The following is a 17,479-nucleotide window of genomic DNA, read 5'->3' on the forward strand; positions in this document are numbered from 1 at the left end:
AGAGCGGGGGCGGGGCGTTTCGGCCCGCTTTCGCCCTGCGCCGCGCTACGCTATGCGAACCCCCGTGAAGTGGACGACCCTCGCGCAGCTCGCCTTCATCCTCGTCGCTGCCGTCGCCGTCTACGGCTTCGTGCACGCCGCGCAGAATGACCAGCGCACCACCGGCTGCGAGGCCATCTGCGCCCTGCGCCCCGCGTACGCCGGCCGCAACCGGCTCGCGCCGGACTTCGAGCTGCCGGACATGAACGGCAAGCCCGTCCGGCTGTCGTCGTTCCGGGGCAAGACGGTCTTCCTGAACTTCTGGACGAAGACCTGCGCTCCGTGTCTGCAGGAGATGCCGGCGCTCGCGGAGCTCGGCCGGATCGCCCAGTCGCGGAAGGACATCGTCGTCCTCACGATCTCGACCGACGAGGGTCCGGACGACGTGCGCGACGCGCTCAAGGTGGCCCTGAACGGAGACCCGCCGTTCCCTGTCCTCTTCGACCCGGAGTCCAAGGTCGTGATGGACCAGTACGGCACGCAGCTCTACCCGGAGACGTGGATCATCGACCCGAACGGGATCATCCGGGCCCGCTTCGACGGCGCGCGGGACTGGTCGAGCAGCCTGGCCATCGAGGTGGGCGAGATGGTCTCGCGCTGGGGCAGCTGCCCGGCCGATATCTACAAGAGCAAGCCGCGCGCCGGGTCCGTCGACGTCTGCGCCGACGACTCCTGAGCGGGCTCCTTGCCGTGAGGGCGGTGGGAGCGCTTAGGATCTACCCATGAAGCTCGAAGCCGCCAACGTGCTCGCGTTCGAGGCGGGCAGAGCCCTCCTCGGCGCGGCGCGGCCGCTCGACGTGGAGATCGAGGGGGTGACGATCCACGTCACCCCGCAGCGCGAGCCGCCGATCGCGTGGCCCGCGCTTCCCTACGGGAAGCCGATCCCTGGCCTCGATGAGCAGCGCCACGGCCCGTGGCCCTCGGCGGTGCGGCTCGACTGCTCGTGGAAGGGCGGACACGTCGCGCTCGTGGCCCGCTGGAGCACGTGGCGCGCCAAGCCGCGCTATTACGGGCAGCTCGCGCTCGAGGTCGCGACCGCGCCACGCAACCGCCAGATCGTCTGGAGCACGGTCACCCAGCGCATCCTCGACGTCTCGCCCGAGGGCGAGGACGCGATGCTCGAGGACGCGGTGATCCCGGTGAGCCTCGCCCTCTTCGATCGCGAGAAGGGCGACGAGAAGCGTGCGTACCTGCGCTACCAGATCGAGCTCGCCCGCAAGCTCGGGCTCCCGTTCATGGGTGCGGCCACGGCGACGCTCTTCCGGGTGCCGCAGGGTTTCTCGGGCGCGCTCGACCCCGACGCCTTCGCCCGCGTCGTGCGCGCGGCGCTCGTGAAGCTGCCCTTCGTCACGCGCGGGGAGGACAGCGACGTCGAGGGCGAGCCGTACGTGGATATCCGGCGCGCGCTCGCGCCCTCGAGGCGACCCGTGCCGGAGAAGAGCGAGGGCGTCGTCGAGGCCGCGGCGGGCGAGCCCCCGCCCGATCTCGCCGGGCAGGACAGCACGCTCTTCGACGAGCTCGGCGTCTTCCGGTTCGGCCCTTTCGAGGAGTTCCGCTGGACCGATCTCGGCCGGATCAACGTGGTCATCGGCCGCAATGACACCGGCAAGAGCACGCTCCTCAAGCTGGCATATGTGCTCGCCAGGAGCGTGCAGGACTACACGCGGCGGATGGACGCCGACCGGCCCTCCCTGGGGGAGGTCCTTGCCGAGAAGCTCATGTGGACGTTCCAGCCCGCGAGCGCGCACCTCGGCGACCTCGTGAAGAAGCGCAGCCCCGGGGACGCCGTCTTCGGCGCCACGCTGTGCAACGCGGTGTACTCCGCGCTCCTCTCGGCGTCGGACGCACGGTCGCTCCGCATGGACGACGAGGGCGGCCCGCAGCTGAACCTGCGCGCTCTGTTCATCCCCCCGAAGGAGATCCTCACGTCGGTCGACGCCATCACGTCGCTCCACGAGCAGGACAAGCGCTTCGGCTTCGACGACACGTACTACGACCTCGCGGTCGCGCTCCGCGGCGAGGTGATGCAGGAAGATCTCCCGGACAGCCTGCGCCGCGTGCTCATCTCCCTCCGCGAACTGTTCTCGGGCGAGATCGTCCGCGAGAGCGGGAGGTTCGTGTTCCGCCGGGGCGACGATCAGTTCTGGATGTCCCAGGTCGCCGAGGGCATCAAGAAGATCGGCCTCTTCGCGAGGCTCATCCAGAACGGCGAGCTCCGGCGGAACACCGTGCTGTTCATCGACGAGCCCGAGACCAACCTGCACCCCGCGGCGGCCCGCGCGCTGGTGCGCATGCTCCACGACGTGTCGCTCGCGGGCGTCCAGATCTTCATGGCGACGCACAGCTACTTCATCCTGAAGCAGCTCGAGCTCGTGGCCAGGCAGCACAAGGCGGACGTGCGCCTCTGCGCCCTCACGAACCGCGAGGGCCACGTGAGCGGGAGCTTTCATGATCTCTCCGAGGGCATGCCACCCAACGAGATCGTCCAGGAAGAGCTCTCGATGGGTGATGAGGACGTCGACCTCGCGATGGCGGGTTGACGCTCATGGCGGAAGAGTCGGGCTTCGCGTTCACCCCGCCCGACGTGGCGTGGTTCCGCTTCGAGGACCTCCCCACCTACCGGCGACTCTCGGGCGCGGGCGTCGCGGAGATGGACTTCACGTACTGGGATCCCGACCGCGGCCGTGTCGTCCTCCTCGAGATCAAGGACTACACCGGGCGCGACGCACCCGGCCACCTCGCCGATCGCCTGATCGCCAAGGGGCGGGACTCTCTGGTCATGCTCCAGAGCGCGTGGCGCGGGGGCGACACAGGGATCGGCGCCACCCTCGCCAGGGAGCTCCCCGAGCGGTTGCGCGTCCGCTCGCGCGTGCGGCTCATCTTCGTGCTCAAGGTCGATGCCGCCACGCGGATGAAGCCGATCAGCACGATGAAGGACCATATCGCCTGCTCGATCCGGGCGTACGCGGAGCTCCTCGGCCTGACGTGCGACACCGTGGTCATGAACCAGGACAAAGCCTCCGCGCTCGGCTTGCCCCTCCGCGTCTCGCCCCCTCCGCGGTAGTGGCGCGACGCGCCGATTCACGCGGGCGCCGGTGCTGGATGGGAGAGTGGTTGAGGGGCGACGAGGCGCAGCGGCCCAGGTAAACGCGCCGCCCCGCGCATCGGAGCGCAGAAGACCGCGCGGGAGGCGCGGACCGGCAGATGCGAGGTTACCGGCAGCCCGCGGAAGTATACGTCTTCCCGGCCGGACAGCAGAAGAGCATGGATCCCTTGCAGTCCTGTGTGCAGGCGCCTGCGCCCGCGACGCGGTTCCATCCGCAGGAACGGCCGCCTGGGCAATAGGGCAGGCAGGAACTGCCCACGGAGCCGTAGCCCGAGGGACAGCAGTGCGCGACCTGGTTCCCGCTTTGACACTCGCTGGAGCCGGACCAGTCCGACAGGGAGCAGCAGAGCCCGGGGCCGCAGGCCGTCAGCGCCTCGGACGCCTCCTCCACCTCTTCGGTGACGGCCTCGCTCGATAGGCTCTCGTCCGTCACCACGTCGGGCGGATACGCCATGCACCCCATGAAATAAGCCGACAACATGACGCAGAGTCCAGCAATGAAACGTCGCATGATGTCCTCCTGAAATGGGTCGAGGCGCCTCGCGCGACGATGACCTCGCGCGCTGTCCTCGATGGTTCGTTCGCCGCTGTCCTCGGTCGTCTGACAAGGTTCGTTGGTTTTCTTTCGTCGCTTCTTGGGGCGGTCCAAGGCGGGCTCCTCTCCCCGGCTCGCCGGCGCGGTGCTCCGCAAGGCAGCGGCCGCGCCCGGGTATCTCCGCCCCGAGAGCCGCCCCCACCCCCGGCGCCAGCACCCGATCGCCGCCGTCCCCGAACGGCGATCCGCCGTTCCTGGTCCTGTTCGACCCCGACGCCAGGTCGTGCTGGACACGTACGGCACGTAGCTCTCCCAGGAGACGTGGATCCTCGATCCGGACGGCATCCTCCGGGCCCGCTTCGACGGCGCGCGGGACGGGTCGAGCAGCCTGGCGCTCGAGGTGGGCGAGATGATCGCGCGCTGGCCGCTTGGCGCACCCGCGAAAGATCGTTATGTGAGTCACCCACCATGACCGCCCGGAGGCCGACGTCGCCGACAGCGCACCCGCCGCAGCCGCCCGCAACCGGCGAGGGGGGAGACGGGAGCGCCTCGGACGAGCGGGTCGCGGCGGCGCGGCAGGCGCTGCTCGAGGGGGTCGGCGCCGAGATCGCCGCGTCGTTCCCCGGCATCACCCGGCTGGGTGGGCAGGTCGTGGCGGCGCTCTACCTGGCGGACGAGCCGCGCTCGATGGACGAGCTCAGCCAGGAGCTCGGCCGCTCCAAGAGCAACATCTTCGCCAACCTGCGCGGCCTCGAGGCGGCCGGGATCATCGAGCGCCGGCGGGAGTCGGGCGCGCGGCACGACTCGTTCGCGCTGCGCGGCAAGTACCCCGACGTGATCGTCGGCGCGTACCTCGGCCGCCTGCGCCGCGTGGTGCAGGACAAGCGCGCCCTCGCGCGGCGCGCGCTCTCGCTGCTCGGCGACGCGCAGGGCGCGGAGGCCGACGCGATGCGCTCGCGGCTCGACGACCTGTCGCGCAAGTACGACCTGTTCGCCGACCTGATGGAGCAGCTCCTGCCGTCGATCGACGGCCCGGTCGATCTGGAGCGGCTCATCGCGCAGGTGCCCGAGGCGATGGTCCGCTCCCTGAACGCGGCGGCCCGCGTCGCCTGGGCGGCGGGCGACGCGATCAGCCGCCTGAGCGGCCGAGCGGGGCGCAAGAAGTAGCGGCGGCCGGCGTCACCCGCGCGGCGGGCAGTCCCGCATCTCGATGAGGATGCCGGTCGACGTCTCGATCCGGTGCATCAGGTTCACCTCCCGCGTCACCGGGGAGGGCGTGATCGGGTTGGGCGCGGCGCCCACGATCATCGGCCGGTCGGGGTCGCCGTCGACGAAGACCATCAGCACCTCGATGCCGGGCTTGAGCGGGAAGTGGATCCCGTAGTTCGGCCCGGCGTGCGGCTGGATCATCCGCACGAGCCGCGAGGGGAAGGCGCGCGACGCGGGATCCCCCGCGTCGAAGTGGAACCGCACCCGGTAGCGCCCCTGCTCGTCGATCGGCGAGACCTCGCCGATCTCGCTGTCCGGGAGCGGCTCGACCAGCGCCGACACCACCCCGTGGATCTTCGGCCGCGGCGCCGTCCGCGGCGGGCGGTAGGCCTGCGCGGCGCGCACAAGGCGCGCGCGGTTGACGTACTCCTGCTCGCCGCCGGCCCCGCCCTCGACGGCCACCGGCTGCACCGCGCGGTGCTCGACCTCGACGGCCAGGAGCCGCTCGCCGTCGAGCCGCGGGTGGCCCTCGAGCGCGAAGACGGCCCCCGGGATCAGCCGGAGCTCGTCGCTCTGGCACTCGAAATAGCGGCTCGACGAGGCCCGCTCCTCGGCGCGGATCCGCGCCAGCTGCTGGCCCTCCTCCGGCGTCTTGTGGTGGGCGCCGTACTCGACGACGCCGCCCCCGAGGCCCGCCGGCGACTCGTGCGCCGCCGTCATGTCGAGCCTTGGCGTCCGGTAGTTGTACTCCTGCATGACGTACGTCGCGGGGAAGGCCCTGGCCTGCTCCCTGAGCTCGAACATGTCGCGCCGCTCGCCCCGCGGCCGGAACACCACCGCGTCGCCCCCCGGCAGCGGCTGGAAGCCCGTCGGCTCGTCGGTGAACACCATCACGTCGCGGCCCGACTCGTGCTCGAAGAAGAACGAGATCCCGAGGTGCTCGGCGAGCCGCGAGATGAAGGCCAGATCCGTCTCCTTGTACTGGACGATCATCTCCCGCTGGGGGTGATCGCGGTAGAGGCGCATCACCACGTCCTCGGGCCCGAGCCCCACCATCGCGAGCTTGTGCTGGATGAGCTCTGGCACGCTGATGTCGAGGAAGACCTGCTGGAGCTCCACAAGCGTCGCGCGGAACGCCCGCGGCGCGAGCCGGAGCCGGTAGGAGCGGAAGGCGGTCTCCGTCTCGTGCCGGTCCTCCACCTCGGCGATCATGCCGTGTACGGTCCGCTCGTCCGCGCCCTCGACCTCGAACACGAGCGACGCCGCCGCCCCCAGCACCTGTTCGATCGAGAGCTCGGCGCCGTCGCTGCACACGACGTCGATGTCGTACGAGAAGAGCTGGCCGATGGCCTCTCTGCCGTGCACCCCGCGCACCCGGAGGAGGTCGCAGGAGAAATCGCTGGAGTCGAGCCGCAGGATCGGCGCCCGCCGTGCCCGGTCCCGGAGCGCGGCCTTCGCCTCTTGAAGCGCTTCCATCGGCGCCGCGCGCGCCGGGCGCGGCGCCGATTCCGATGCGCCCGCCGCGCGGAACGGCACGTGAGCAGGCGCCTCTGGGCCGCCCTGGGACGGCGGGAGCTCCCGCGGCCCTCCGGCGGTCGCCCGCAGCGGCGATGGCGGCACATCGCGAGGCCCTCCGGCGGTCGCCCGCAGCGGCGATGGCGGCACATCGCGCGGCCCTCCGGCGCTCGCTCGCACCGGCGCCTCGACGATCTCTCGGTCGTCCGGAGACGGCGCAGGCGGGGGATCGTCCACCGGCTCGTCCGCCTCCTCCGGGCGCTCGGCGCAGGCCGCGCGCGCGATCGGCTCGCTGCACGGGGGCCCTGCGTCCGGGGCCTCGCGGATGCGCGCGGGGCCGGACGCCGTGGCCATCGTCACGGCGCTGGGCGCGCGGTGCGCCGTCGCGCCCGCGGGCTCACCGCACGGCGGGGCGGCGGGTAGGGACGGCTCGCTGCACCTCAGGGGTTCCGTCGGCTCTCGGTTCATCGTCGCGCCTCCTCCGCGGCTCGCCTGGTACTGTACCCGACGCGGAGGCACGCATGGGTACGCGCGAGGGTGAGGGGTTCAACGGGAAATACCTCCTCATCGAGGTCCCGAATTTCAACGACGCGGCGTCCGAGGCCGAGGCGATGGGCTCGTACCTGCGCCTCGGCGCGGTCAAGGACCCGAGCCTCGCCGGAAGCCCGGGCGCGCCGAGGGGGACCGGCGAGGACCTCGCCGCCCGGGTCACCTCGTTCATCGACGACACCCGCAAGCGCGACGGCTGCCCCGATTTCCTCCCCGAGGCCGAGCGGCAGGCCGAGACAGCGAAGCTCCACACCAAGGGCGGCTGGCGCGATCACTCCGACGGCAACCGCATCACCACCACGCGCGGCGACAAGGTCGAGGTCATCAAGGGCAATTACCGCATGCTCGTCCTCGGCCGGCAGGAGGACACCGCCGGCTGGGACGTCTCCGGGGGCCATATCCAGGACGCCACCGATCTCTGGACCGCCGCCACCACCATCGAATGGGTCCAGAACTACAACGGCACCTGGAAGGTCACCGAGAAGACCGAGAAGGGCGACGTCGACACCACCTATCACGGCGACACGTTCGATCGCTTTTACGGCAACAAGCAAACCAGCATCACCGGCTCCGAGGCCCCCACGGCCGAGCGACCGAACCCCACCTGCCTGAGCTCCACCTGGGCGCAGCGGATCGAGTCGTACACAGGCTCGGCGGCCTGCCCTGTGCCGCAGATCCTCGACGAGACATGGGCCGACCAGATCGCCAGCAAGACGACGGCGACCGCGATCAGCGACGAGACAGCCGCGCAGACCATCTCCAGCACCACGAGCGCCACGTCGATCAGCGACGAGACCACCGCCAGCGCCGTGTCCAGCACGACGACCGCCTCGCTCGTGTCGGACACGACCATCGGCGAGGTCCAGTCGGTGACCATCGGCAATACGAGCGACGTCACCATCGGCAATGCGGCGTCGATCACCGTAGGCGCCACCGAGGAGATCACGATCGGCGGCCTGGTCGAGCTGACGATCGCGGCCATGCTCGAGGTCTCGCTCACGGCGGGGGTCTCGATCAACATGGGCCCCAAGGCCGAGCTCAACCTGACCAACCGGCAGGAGCTCTCCCAGTTCCGCACCAACGTGAAGAACATCTGCGCGAGCGTCTCGTCGGCCGAGTCGGTGAGCACCGGGGCGTACAACCTGATGTCCGGCGTCATCAACCTGTTCTGATGCAGACCAAGAACCTCACGCCCTTCCCCTTCGGCGCCAAGGTCTGCTCGCGCAGGCCGCCGCAGCCCGAGGTCGTCCTCGTCGTCCGCGGCCGGTTCTCGCTCCGCCTGGGCGAGCCGCTCGCGCCGCTGGAAGGGCAGCTCGCGCAGGGGGCGCTGACCGCCGAGACCTTCGAGGGGGGCGAGGGCGAGCGCGACGGCGAATGCACGTACCCCGGCGATTTCGCCGACTGGAAGCCGGCCGCGGATCTCCTGCTCCGCGGCGCCTGCCACCCGCCCCCCGGCGAGCCGCAGCGCGAGCACCCCGTGGGGTTCGCGGTCGGGAGCTGGTCGAAATCGCTGCTCGTTCCGGCGCCGCGCGACGGCCGCCAGGTGCCCGCGCCCTTCGGGCCGATCCACCCGGACTCGCCCGAGCACCGCCGGATGCTCGGCAAGGAGTACGGCCCCTCGTACCGGAAGGCCCGCGCCCCCTGGTACGCCGAGGACTTCGACTGGGCCTATTTCCAGGCCGCCCCGCCGGATCAGCGCCTCGCCGGCCACCTGCGCGGCGACGAGGAGGTCACGCTGCTGAACCTCCACCCCGCCGCGCAGACCGCCTCCTTCCGCCTGCCGGGCCTCCGGATCCGCGCGGTCGTCGAGGACGCCCAGGGCCGCGTGCAGGACGCCCGCATGAGCCTCGACACCCTCTTCGTCGAGCCGGACGCGGGCCTCGTGACGCTGACCTGGCGCGGCCACGCCGAGGTGGCCGAGGACGATCTCGCCGACGTGCGCGCCGTCGTCATCGCCGCCGAGCCGCTCTCGGCTGCGCCGCTGCCGCTCGACGCGTACCGGGAGAAGCTCGCCCAGCTCGCCCGCGATCCGCGCGGCCTCGAGGATCTCCCGCCGGAGGTGCGCGACGCCTACGATCTCGTCCGCGACGGCGCGCCGCGGCCGCCGAGCGCCGCCGCGGACGAGGCGGATCCTGTGTCGAAGCTCCTCGCCGAGCGGCTCGGCGGCCTGCACGCGCCGGAGCAGGACCGCGTGCGGCAGCTCGTCGCGAAGCTCCGGGCCCTGCGCACCCCCGAGGGCGTCGACCTCGAGCGAACCGTCGCGCAGGCGCTCGCGCGGCTCCCGGCGCAGCGGCAGGCCGCGTACCTCCCGGCCGTGCCCGCGGGCACGCCGCGCGTCCCCATGGGCGGCGCGCTCGACGCGCTCGTCGCGCGCGTCGAGGAGCTCCGGCGGGACGCGGCCGCGCGCGGGACGGCGCTCGAGGGCGTCGAGCGCCTCGACGCGCTGCTCCGCGACGCCCGCCTCCGCGAGATCGTCCCCGGCTACCGGCTCCCCGGCGAGGCCGCGGCGCCGCCGCCCGAGCCCGGCCCCGGCGCCGACCTCTCGGGGCGCGACCTCTCCGGGCAGGACCTCTCGGGCCGCGACCTCTCCGGGGCGAAGCTCTCGGGCGCGCTCCTCTCGGGCGCGGACCTCTCGGGGGCGAACCTCTCGAACGCGGATCTCTCGCGGGCCGTGCTGTTCGAGGCGAACCTCGAGGGCGCCGCGCTCCCGGGCGCCGACCTCTCCCAGGCGAACCTCACCGGCGCGCGCGCCGCGGGCGCCGATCTGCGCGGCGCGACGCTCGACCAGGCCATCTTCACCCGCGCCGATCTCGCCCGCGCCCGCCTGGCGAGGGCGCGGGGGCGCGGCGCGCTGCTCGACGAGGCCGACCTCCGCGAGATCGACGGGGAGGAGCTCCACCTCGACGGCGCCGTCCTCCAGGGGGCGAAGCTCGATCGCGCCTGCTTGCGGGGCGCGTCGCTCGTCGGGTGCATGTGCGCCGGATCCTCCGCGACAGAGGCGGATCTCACGGGCGCGTCCCTGCCGCGCACGAGCTTCGCCGACGCCGATCTCGAGCGCGCGACGCTCGTGGAAGCGCGCGGCGAGGGCGCGGCGCTGCTCCGGGCGAAGCTCGACGGCGCCGATCTCCGGTATGCGTCCCTCCCGCGGGCGCACCTCTCGTGGGCCTCGGCCCGGGGCGCGCGCTTCGCGTGCGCGGTCCTTCGCGGGAGCCGCTTCTACCGCGCCTCGCTCGAGCGCGCCGACCTCGCGCAGGCCGATCTCTTCGGCGCCGATCTCTGCAAGGCGCGCCTCGACGGCGCCTCCTTCGCCGGGGCCAGCCTGTACGGCGCCCGCCTCGAGGGCGCGAGCGCCGCCGGCTGCGATTTCAAGGGGGCGAACCTGCGGCGCTCCAGCCTGGAGGGCGCGTGAAGAGCGTCGAGGAGCTGCTCGACCGCCTCCGCGCCGGCGCGCCGCTCCGCGGCGCCCGCCTCGACGGCCTCGACCTCTCGGGCCGGGATCTCACGAACCTCGATCTCGCCCGCGTCAAGCTCCTCCGCACCAGCCTGCGCGGCGCGCGGCTCGCGGGCAGCGCGCTCCCGGGCGCGCACCTCGTCGAGTGCGATCTGCGCGACGCGGATCTCGCGGGCTGCGCGCTGGACGGCGCGCTCGTGCTCGGCTCGAACCTCGAGGGCGCGCGCCTCGCCGGCGCGACGCTCACCCGCGCGAAGCTCTCGTACCAGCGCCTCGCCCGCGCCGATCTCTCCGGCGCGACGATCGTCGAGGTCGAGGCGGTGGGCTCGGACTGGTCCGGCGCCCGGCTCGCCGGCGCGACGCTCTCGGGCTCGCGCCTCGACCTCGCGAACCTCGAGGGCGCGGATCTCACCGAGGCCCGCGTCGCGCGCGCCTCGTTCACCCGCGCGAACCTCCGCGGCGCGCGCCTCGCCCGCGCCCGCGTCGAGGCCTGCGCCTTCGTGGGGGCCGATCTCGGCGGCGCGGACCTCGACGGCGCGGAGCTCGATCGCGCGGTCTTCCTCAAGGCGGACCTGCGCGGCGCCCGCTTCCCGAAGCGCATGCACGGCGTGGTCCTCGACGAGGCAAAGCTCGGCCGGCCCGAGCTCGCGGGCAAGGACCTCGCCGGGGCCGACCTCACGGGCGCGGATCTCTCCGGCCTCGACCTCGCGGGCGCGGATCTCTCCCTCTGCTCGCTGCGCGGCGCCGACCTGCGCGGCGCGAGCCTCCGCGGCGCCCGCCTCGAGCGCTCGATCCTCTCGGACTGCGATCTCACCGGCGCGGACCTCCGGGGCGCGAGCCTCCTCGGCTGCGACCTCTCGCGCTCGATCCTCCGCGGCGTGGACCTCTCGGGCCGCGATCTCGAGTCGGTGATCCTCATCGAGGCCGATCTCGAGGGCGCCGATCTCACGGCCGCGCGCCTCGTCCGCTGCATCCTCGACAGGGCGCGGCTCTGCCGCGCGGACCTGACGCGCGCGGTGCTCCAGCAGGCGCTCCTCCGCGGGGCCGCGCTGGAGGGCGCCGTGCTCGGCAAGACGATCTTCGATCGCGTCGATTTCACCGGCGTGGATCTGCGCGCCGTCTCCTTCGCCGGCCTCACGGTGCACCGCTGCGCCTTCATGGAGGCGAACCTCGAGCGGATGAGCCTCCGCGACTGCGATTTCATGGGCAGCGATTTCTCGAAGGCGAACCTGCGCGGCGCCGATCTCGAGGGATCCATCCTGACGCAGGCCAGGCTCCGCGAGGCCGCGCTGGACGGCGCGAGCCTGCCGCATGTCGTGGCGAAGGCCGCCTATTTCGGCGGCGCCTCGCTGCGCGGGGCGAAGCTCTCGCGGGCGATGCTCCGGTACGCCACGTTCACCCGGGCGGACCTCGCCGACGCGAACCTCGCCGCCGCGGATCTCCGGGACGCCATGCTCGATCATGCCGAGGCCCGCGGCGCGCTCTTCCTCTCGGCGCGCCTCGAGCGCGCCAACCTGTCGCACGCGCGGGTCGAGGAGGCCGACTTCAGCGAGGCCGATCTCGGCGGCGCCAACCTGCACGCCCTCCACGACAAGGGCGCGCGCTTCTCCGGCGCGAGGCTGCTCGGCGCGCGCCGGACGGACGTCGACCGGCTGGAAGCGGAGGCATTCGCGCCCCCGCGGCCGCCGCGATAAGAGCGGAAGGAGCGAACGGAATGCTGCCTGCGAGCAACAACGGCGCCGGGATGAGCATCGGGTTTCCGGACGTGTGCCTGACGCCGGTGGGGCCGGTGGTTGTGCCGATTCCGTACCCGAACTTCGCGCGCAACGCGATGGCGGTGAATTTCTCGGTGAAGGTGAAGGTGTCGATGATGAACGCGCTGCACCTCGGCACGACCATCCCGATGACCTTCGGGATGGAGCCCGGGGTGGCGCACCCGCTCTACATGGATGTCGGCGCCTACGTGGCGGGCAATCCCAAGGTGATCATCGAGGGGCTGCCGGCGATCAACCTCACCTGTCCCACGACCGGGAACGCCGGGAACAACGCGGTGGGCGCGGTGCTGGTGCCGAGCGCGGTGAACGTGTTCTACACGTGCGCGGCGGCGCCGGAGGAGGTGCTCCCCGGCGCGGGGAACGTGGAGCACGCGCTGTTGAGCGATGGAATCGGGGTGATCCGGATCCGGGTGTTCTCGCTGGACGTGCCTGCCCTGGTGTACCGGGCGATGCGGGCGCTCGAGGCGGAGGGGATGCGGGAGCTGGTCATCGATTTACGGGACAACCCCGGAGGAGAGCTGCGGGCGTTCGTGGAGCTCGCGGGGGATTTCCTGCCGGCGGGGAGCGTCGTGGCGACGGTGACGGACGGCGACGGGGACGAGGTGGTCTATCGCTCGCGACAGGAGGAGCCGTATTCGGTGCCTGTGACGATCCTGGTGAACCGCGGGACGGCCTCGGCGGCGGAGCTGTTCGCGGGGTGCCTCAAGGCGCATGGGCGGGTGGCCATCGCGGGGGAGAGGACGTACGGCAAGGCGGTCGGGCTGGCGCTGTGTGTGGGCGAGCGGGGCGCGCGGATGGCGGCGGCGGTGCAGGTGGCGCTGCCGGGCGGGGCGGAGGTGCAGGGGGTGGGCGTGGGACCGGAGCGCGATGTGGGGACCGCGGGAGGGGGTCGTGGGGCGTAAGAAGACCTCGAGGCCGCTCGGCAGGACGACGTCCGATTGGGGAAAGGCTTCCACCACGACGCTCTCGACCCCCAAGCGCAAGGGCCCTCCGGTGGAGAAAGCGAACCCGAGCAGGACGCACGCATCCCAGGACTTCATTCAGGCGAAGCTGATCAAGGTCTGCGAATGGGTCCGACAGCAACGGGAGGGGGAGGGCGACCCCGATAAGGCGACGGACGCGTGGTACAAGAGCGTTAAACTCAACGGCCTGTGCGGGGGATGGGTCGAGATCCACAAACGCGATCCGGTGTGGATCGAGGACCTGTGGCGGGCCATCGCGTCGTGGACCCCTCCGGACGGCGACCCGGGGGACCTCCTGGAGCACCTCAACGACCACATGTCCTCTGAGATCGCGTGGTGCAAATCCGGCCGCGGCGCGCAGGAGCTCGTGCTCCTGTTGAAGACAGCCTACCAGATGATGGACGAGCTCGAGCCCAACGCCAACTATGGCCCGGTGCCGGATTCGGTGCAGACGACGGGCCAGCTGGGCGAGGCCCCTCGGGGCGGCAGCTCCAGCAACATCACCGTGAGCAAGGACTACGCGGGCCGCGAGGTGGTCGAGCAGATCCAGAAGATGATCGGCGAGAAGAACACCCGCTGCATCGTGCACATCGAGACCGACGCTCACCACATGAGCGTGCGGATCGAGCGGACCGCGCGAAGCCTGGTCCTGACGGTCGTCGAGACGGAGAATACAGGGGTCGTGTCCTGCTCGTCCTGGGACGAGGTCATGAGGGTCCTGCAGGGGGGCATCTACCTGGACAAAGATAATAATGAGGACCAGCAGGTGAGCATCAAGATCTTCCGGCCTGCGGAGTGAGAAAGGCCGGTCGCACGCTCACATGACACTGCACATGGCGCACTGCCGATCGGGATGATCGCCCGCATCCGCGTCGTGCGTGGCCGTCCCCCCGATCTCGAGGGCCGGCGCGGGCTTCGGCGACTTCGTGACCGAGATCTTCTCGAACACGACGATGCCGTCGATCCAGGGCTCTTGGTCAGGCGGCCTCGTACCGGCGCCCTCCTTCGTCACGGTGTCGATCTCCTTCCCCTTGCGCTTCCATTTCCGCATCTTCTCTTTCCATCGCTCCGGGAAGTCACGCGCCTTGCAGGCGATGTTCGCCCAGGGGTCGATGATGACGGCCTCGCCCCAGTCGTCGAAGTCGCCCGGGTATCCCCCGTTCTCGTCGGCCTCCGGCGGGTTCAGGACGACGAAGGCGTGATCTCCGCTCGTGAAGTCGCCGTTATCCGCGGTGGGCAGCCGCTTGCCGAGGCGCACCATGTCCACCTTCGCGCCGTGGGCTTCCTCCGGACGGGAGAGGAGCCATATCGCCAACGCGGAGAGCTCCAGGCAATTGCCGACCTTCGCCTGCCCGACCCGAGCTCCAAAGGCGCGTATCTGGTCCATGCTCATGTGCAGCGGCGACGTGCCCTGCTTGGCAGTTGAGTACGCCATCTGCCGTCCGCTGACCCAGGCCGCATAAGAGAGATCTTGCTGACGTACCTTGTCCCTCTCGTCTTTTCGCTTGTTGATGGACTTGTAGGGCCACCACGTCAGCCCCTGGATGGGCGGAGCGGTCATCTCGGCGATCGTCCTGCGCGCCTCTTCGGCGATACGCTCCGCCAGATCGAGCAGAGCGTCACGCTGCCTGGGGCCGAGGTCGAGCATCTCGATCCCGAGCCCGGCTTCGCTGCTGTTCGACGAGGCATGGTACGCCTCGACCGTCTTACTCCTTGCCAGATCCAGCACGGAGCTCGGCTTGTCGGGGTTCTGCGGCTCGGGCTCGCTGTCTTCGTCCTTCGTCCCGCCGATCTCCTTCGCAGCGAGGGCGTCGGCCTGCGTCTGGGTCGATTGCGAGTTGCGGAGGGTCGCCGCGCCGCCCTCCTTCTGGATCGCGGCGCCCGTCCCCAGCTTGTTCCCGTCCTGGCTCAGGCGCCTGACCCTTTTCATGCGCGTCCTCCCTTCCCTGCTACCCGAGGTGGATCTCCTTCCCGTTGATCGTCATCGTCTCCTCGGTCAGCACCGTCGCGCTCTTCGCCTTCGTCGTCGCGGACCCGTCCACCACCGTGTGGCTCTCGCGCGCGTGCAGGCTGAACAGGTCCGTCACGCGCTGGACGAGCGACGCCGCCTTCTGCACCAGCGACCCCGCGAACACCCGCACCTTGTCGCCGTGGAGGTCCACCTCCGGCCCTCGGAGCTCCACGCCCCGGTCCCCGGATAGCCGCAGCGCCCCGCCCGCGGCCCGGACGTCGACGTCGCCCTGGAGCTCCAGCGTCACCTTGCCGGTCCCGTGCAGGACGCCGATGACATAGAGGCGCGCGCCCCGGCCGATCACGAGGAGCACGTCGCCCACCGCGGGCGTATAGGGCAGCGCCAGCGCCATCGTCGCCTCGCTGCTCTCGCCGTCCGGCAGCTCGACCACCACGGCCTGCCCGCGGGCTTCCAGCACGTGCGCCGGCCCCAGGTACTCCTCGACGCGCGCGGGTGTGGCGCGCTCCCGAACCGCGGCTCGCTCCGACATGGTGGGTCCCTCCATCCTTGCTCCGCCTCAGTCCTTGCGGAAGCGCTTGTACAGGCTGCCAAGGAGATTGGGCCGCTCTTGCTTCGGCGCGGACGGGGCGGGGGCCGGCGCGCGCGGCTCGGGCGAACGCTCGATCTGCGGATCGCGCTCCGGCGCGGGCAGCGGCTCGGACGTGCGCGCGGGCATGGGCGTGGCACCCGGCGCAGGCGCGGCGGCCTGCATTGGCGCAGGTGCAGGCGTGGCGATCTCCACGGGCGTAGGCGCAGGCGCGATGTTTTGCGCGGGCGATGGTGCTATCTGCGCGGGTGATGGTGCCGTCAGCGCGGGCGATGGTGCCGTCTGCGCGGATGACGGTACCGTCAGCGCGGGCGCAGGCGCCGCCTCCGGCTCGCCGAGATCGACCGTCCCTTCCAGCGGCGACGCGATCGCCGGGATCGCCGCCGCGCCGCCCGCCGCCCACGGCGCGCTCGGGCGCTCGCCGCCCTCCCGCTCGCCGCGCACCCCCGCGGGCGCGATCGGAAACGGCGCGCTCCCCGCGTCGTCCTGGCCCGGGCCCCGGACCCTCACGCTGGGCAGCGGCGCTGCCTGCGCCTCGCGCGGCCTCCGCTCGCTCCCCGCCGGCGGCAGCGTGTCATCGAGCGGGAACGTGCCCTCGAGCGGGTGCGCCCCCTCGCGCGCCGGCTCTCGCCCCGTCGCGACGCCCGCGACGCTCACCGGCGCATCCACGACATCGCCCTCGCCGAGCCGCACCGTGGAGCTCCAGTCCGTCCGCTTCGCGCTCTCCCCCGCCGCCGCGCTCTCCCCCGCCGCGCCCGCCGCGCCCGCGGGCGCCTCGCTGAGGTCCGGCCACGGCACCGGCTCGTCCCCGACCTCCACACCCACCGCGGCGCGCAGCGCCGAGAGCACCTCCTCCGAGGCCACCTGGAAGCTCCCGCGGAAGACCACCGCGCAGCGCTCGGCGTCGGGCTGCACGATCAGCGTGTCGCCCACGAGCGGCAGCCACCGCGCCGCGCCGTTGGGCAGGAGGATCGTCGCGAGCGCCCGCAGCGCCGGCAGCCGCGTCGCCAGCGCCGGGTGGTGCTGGCTCAGGCCCTCCAGCACGATCTCCTCGCCGCCGAGCACCCGATCGAACCGCTGATCCGCCGGCGCGGACTGGAAGTACGACCAGTCGAAATCGTCCGGGATCGACGCGATCCCCTCCAGCTCGGCGCGCGCGAGCCCGCGCAGCAGCCGCGCCCGGCTCGGCACGATCGGCGGGATCGGCCCGAGGCCGACCGGCGCGCGCCCCCCGCCCGGCGGCAGCAGGTTGGGCAGCGCGCCGCCGCCGCCCGCGCGCTCGTCGGCGCCGACGCCGAGCGGGTTCTCCGGCTCCCCGGGGCCGCCATACGCGCGCTGGTACTCGATCGGCATCTTCACGAACGGCTCGGGCAGCGCGCCCGCCGCCGCGCCGCCCGCCCGATCGCCCACGACCTCGAGGCGCTTGTCCACCAGCGCCGCGTCCTCGCGCAGGATCGCGAGCCGCACCGCCACCCGCCGGACCGGCGCCCCGCCCGGCGCCCACGCGTGCCCGGTGAGCACCACCTCGGCGCGCGCCAGCCAGGGCGCGAGATCGCTCGCCGCGAGCAGCGGCTTCATCGGGTTGCCCCGGGCGTAGACCTCGCTCCGGACGATCTCCAGCGGCTCGATCCGCCGCACCTCGCCGCCGGGCACCAGCGCGAAGGTCGCCTTGGCGACGAGGGTCACGTGGAGCTGGCCGCGGCTGCGCCACAGCGTCGCGCCCGCGGCGACCGGTCCGGCGCGGAAGACGTCGAGGGGCCAGCGAGCGGTGGTCATGGGC

At 72.1% G+C, this 17,479-nt stretch carries 14 protein-coding genes; 9 read left to right on the forward strand and 5 right to left on the reverse strand.

Features of this window, described 5'->3' with window-relative positions:
- Positions 1–64 precede the first annotated feature (64 nt).
- Genes WMF22_RS45710 through WMF22_RS45720 form a run of 3 tightly spaced genes read left to right on the forward strand, consistent with a single transcriptional unit; the run spans position 65 to position 3,103 of the window.
- Positions 65–715 (forward strand): TlpA family protein disulfide reductase, encoded by a 651-nt coding sequence (locus WMF22_RS45710; protein WP_438033823.1) that lies wholly within the window; start codon positions 65–67, stop codon positions 713–715.
- Between the two features lie 46 nt (positions 716–761).
- Positions 762–2,579, forward strand: coding sequence for an AAA family ATPase (locus WMF22_RS45715; RefSeq protein WP_437296113.1), 1,818 nt, complete (start codon positions 762–764; stop codon positions 2,577–2,579).
- Between the two features lie 5 nt (positions 2,580–2,584).
- Entirely contained in the window at positions 2,585–3,103 is a 519-nt protein-coding gene (locus tag WMF22_RS45720) for a hypothetical protein (RefSeq protein ID WP_438033824.1), read from the forward strand.
- A 148-nt stretch (positions 3,104–3,251) separates the two neighbouring features.
- Here WMF22_RS45720 and WMF22_RS45725 read toward each other — a convergent pair whose 3' ends face one another.
- Entirely contained in the window at positions 3,252–3,656 is a 405-nt protein-coding gene (locus WMF22_RS45725) for a hypothetical protein (protein WP_438033825.1), read from the reverse strand.
- Between the two features lie 492 nt (positions 3,657–4,148).
- Between WMF22_RS45725 and WMF22_RS45730 the strand changes: the two genes are divergently transcribed.
- Positions 4,149–4,847, forward strand: coding sequence for a GbsR/MarR family transcriptional regulator (locus tag WMF22_RS45730; RefSeq protein ID WP_012240929.1), 699 nt, complete (start codon positions 4,149–4,151; stop codon positions 4,845–4,847).
- Between the two features lie 12 nt (positions 4,848–4,859).
- Here WMF22_RS45730 and tssI read toward each other — a convergent pair whose 3' ends face one another.
- Entirely contained in the window at positions 4,860–6,872 is a 2,013-nt protein-coding gene (tssI, locus tag WMF22_RS45735; protein WP_438033826.1) for a type VI secretion system tip protein TssI/VgrG, read from the reverse strand.
- A 53-nt stretch (positions 6,873–6,925) separates the two neighbouring features.
- On the opposite strand from tssI, the gene WMF22_RS45740 reads away from it, so the two are divergent.
- From WMF22_RS45740 to WMF22_RS45760, 5 genes are read left to right on the forward strand one after another with little or no spacing between them, the layout of a single operon-like run.
- Positions 6,926–8,125: a hypothetical protein gene (locus WMF22_RS45740; RefSeq protein ID WP_438033827.1), complete on the forward strand. Its 1,200-nt coding sequence runs from the start codon at positions 6,926–6,928 to the stop codon at positions 8,123–8,125.
- The gene (locus WMF22_RS45745; protein WP_438033828.1) at positions 8,125–10,362 is read left to right on the forward strand and encodes a pentapeptide repeat-containing protein; all 2,238 of its coding nucleotides are present in this window, start codon (positions 8,125–8,127) and stop codon (positions 10,360–10,362) included. The genes WMF22_RS45740 and WMF22_RS45745 overlap by 1 nt, the downstream gene beginning before the upstream one ends.
- Positions 10,359–12,098 carry a pentapeptide repeat-containing protein gene (locus WMF22_RS45750; protein WP_438033829.1) on the forward strand — a complete coding sequence of 580 codons (1,740 nt, stop codon included), beginning with the start codon at positions 10,359–10,361 and terminating at the stop codon, positions 12,096–12,098. Before WMF22_RS45745 ends, WMF22_RS45750 begins: the two co-directional genes overlap by 4 nt.
- 20 nt (positions 12,099–12,118) lie before the next feature.
- Positions 12,119–13,081: a S41 family peptidase gene (locus WMF22_RS45755; protein ID WP_438033830.1), complete on the forward strand. Its 963-nt coding sequence runs from the start codon at positions 12,119–12,121 to the stop codon at positions 13,079–13,081.
- Complete coding sequence (locus WMF22_RS45760) at positions 13,071–13,940, forward strand: hypothetical protein (protein WP_438033831.1); 870 nt, start codon at positions 13,071–13,073, stop codon at positions 13,938–13,940. The genes WMF22_RS45755 and WMF22_RS45760 overlap by 11 nt, the downstream gene beginning before the upstream one ends.
- An 18-nt stretch (positions 13,941–13,958) precedes the next feature.
- On the opposite strand, the gene WMF22_RS45765 is transcribed toward WMF22_RS45760, so the two are convergent.
- Genes WMF22_RS45765 through WMF22_RS45775 form a run of 3 tightly spaced genes read right to left on the reverse strand, consistent with a single transcriptional unit; the run spans position 13,959 to position 17,475 of the window.
- Positions 13,959–15,071, reverse strand: coding sequence for a hypothetical protein (locus tag WMF22_RS45765; RefSeq protein ID WP_438033832.1), 1,113 nt, complete (start codon positions 15,069–15,071; stop codon positions 13,959–13,961).
- A 19-nt stretch (positions 15,072–15,090) separates the two neighbouring features.
- A complete protein-coding gene (locus WMF22_RS45770) occupies positions 15,091–15,642 on the reverse strand; it encodes a DUF3540 domain-containing protein (protein ID WP_438033833.1) in 552 nt (183 codons plus the stop codon).
- A gap of 27 nt (positions 15,643–15,669) precedes the next feature.
- Positions 15,670–17,475 (reverse strand): DUF2169 family type VI secretion system accessory protein, encoded by a 1,806-nt coding sequence (locus WMF22_RS45775; protein WP_438033834.1) that lies wholly within the window; start codon positions 17,473–17,475, stop codon positions 15,670–15,672.
- Positions 17,476–17,479 lie beyond the last annotated feature (4 nt).

It is taken from the genome of Sorangium sp. So ce204 (genome assembly GCF_051526795.1).
GTDB lineage: Bacteria > Myxococcota_A > Polyangia > Polyangiales > Polyangiaceae > Sorangium > Sorangium cellulosum_B.

What these genes read in the sequence shown, in the direction of transcription:
- WMF22_RS45755 (WP_438033830.1), top strand. Translation starts at nt 12,119, where the DNA reads ATGCTGCCTGCGAGCAACAACGGCGCCGGGATGAGCATCGGGTTTCCG.
- tssI (WP_438033826.1), bottom strand. Translation starts at nt 6,872, where the DNA reads ATGAACCGAGAGCCGACGGAACCCCTGAGGTGCAGCGAGCCGTCCCTA.
- WMF22_RS45715 (WP_437296113.1), top strand. Translation starts at nt 762, where the DNA reads ATGAAGCTCGAAGCCGCCAACGTGCTCGCGTTCGAGGCGGGCAGAGCC.
- WMF22_RS45725 (WP_438033825.1), bottom strand. Translation starts at nt 3,656, where the DNA reads ATGCGACGTTTCATTGCTGGACTCTGCGTCATGTTGTCGGCTTATTTC.
- WMF22_RS45740 (WP_438033827.1), top strand. Translation starts at nt 6,926, where the DNA reads ATGGGTACGCGCGAGGGTGAGGGGTTCAACGGGAAATACCTCCTCATC.
- WMF22_RS45770 (WP_438033833.1), bottom strand. Translation starts at nt 15,642, where the DNA reads ATGTCGGAGCGAGCCGCGGTTCGGGAGCGCGCCACACCCGCGCGCGTC.
- WMF22_RS45745 (WP_438033828.1), top strand. Translation starts at nt 8,125, where the DNA reads ATGCAGACCAAGAACCTCACGCCCTTCCCCTTCGGCGCCAAGGTCTGC.
- WMF22_RS45720 (WP_438033824.1), top strand. Translation starts at nt 2,585, where the DNA reads ATGGCGGAAGAGTCGGGCTTCGCGTTCACCCCGCCCGACGTGGCGTGG.
- WMF22_RS45730 (WP_012240929.1), top strand. Translation starts at nt 4,149, where the DNA reads ATGACCGCCCGGAGGCCGACGTCGCCGACAGCGCACCCGCCGCAGCCG.
- WMF22_RS45775 (WP_438033834.1), bottom strand. Translation starts at nt 17,475, where the DNA reads ATGACCACCGCTCGCTGGCCCCTCGACGTCTTCCGCGCCGGACCGGTC.
- WMF22_RS45765 (WP_438033832.1), bottom strand. Translation starts at nt 15,071, where the DNA reads ATGAAAAGGGTCAGGCGCCTGAGCCAGGACGGGAACAAGCTGGGGACG.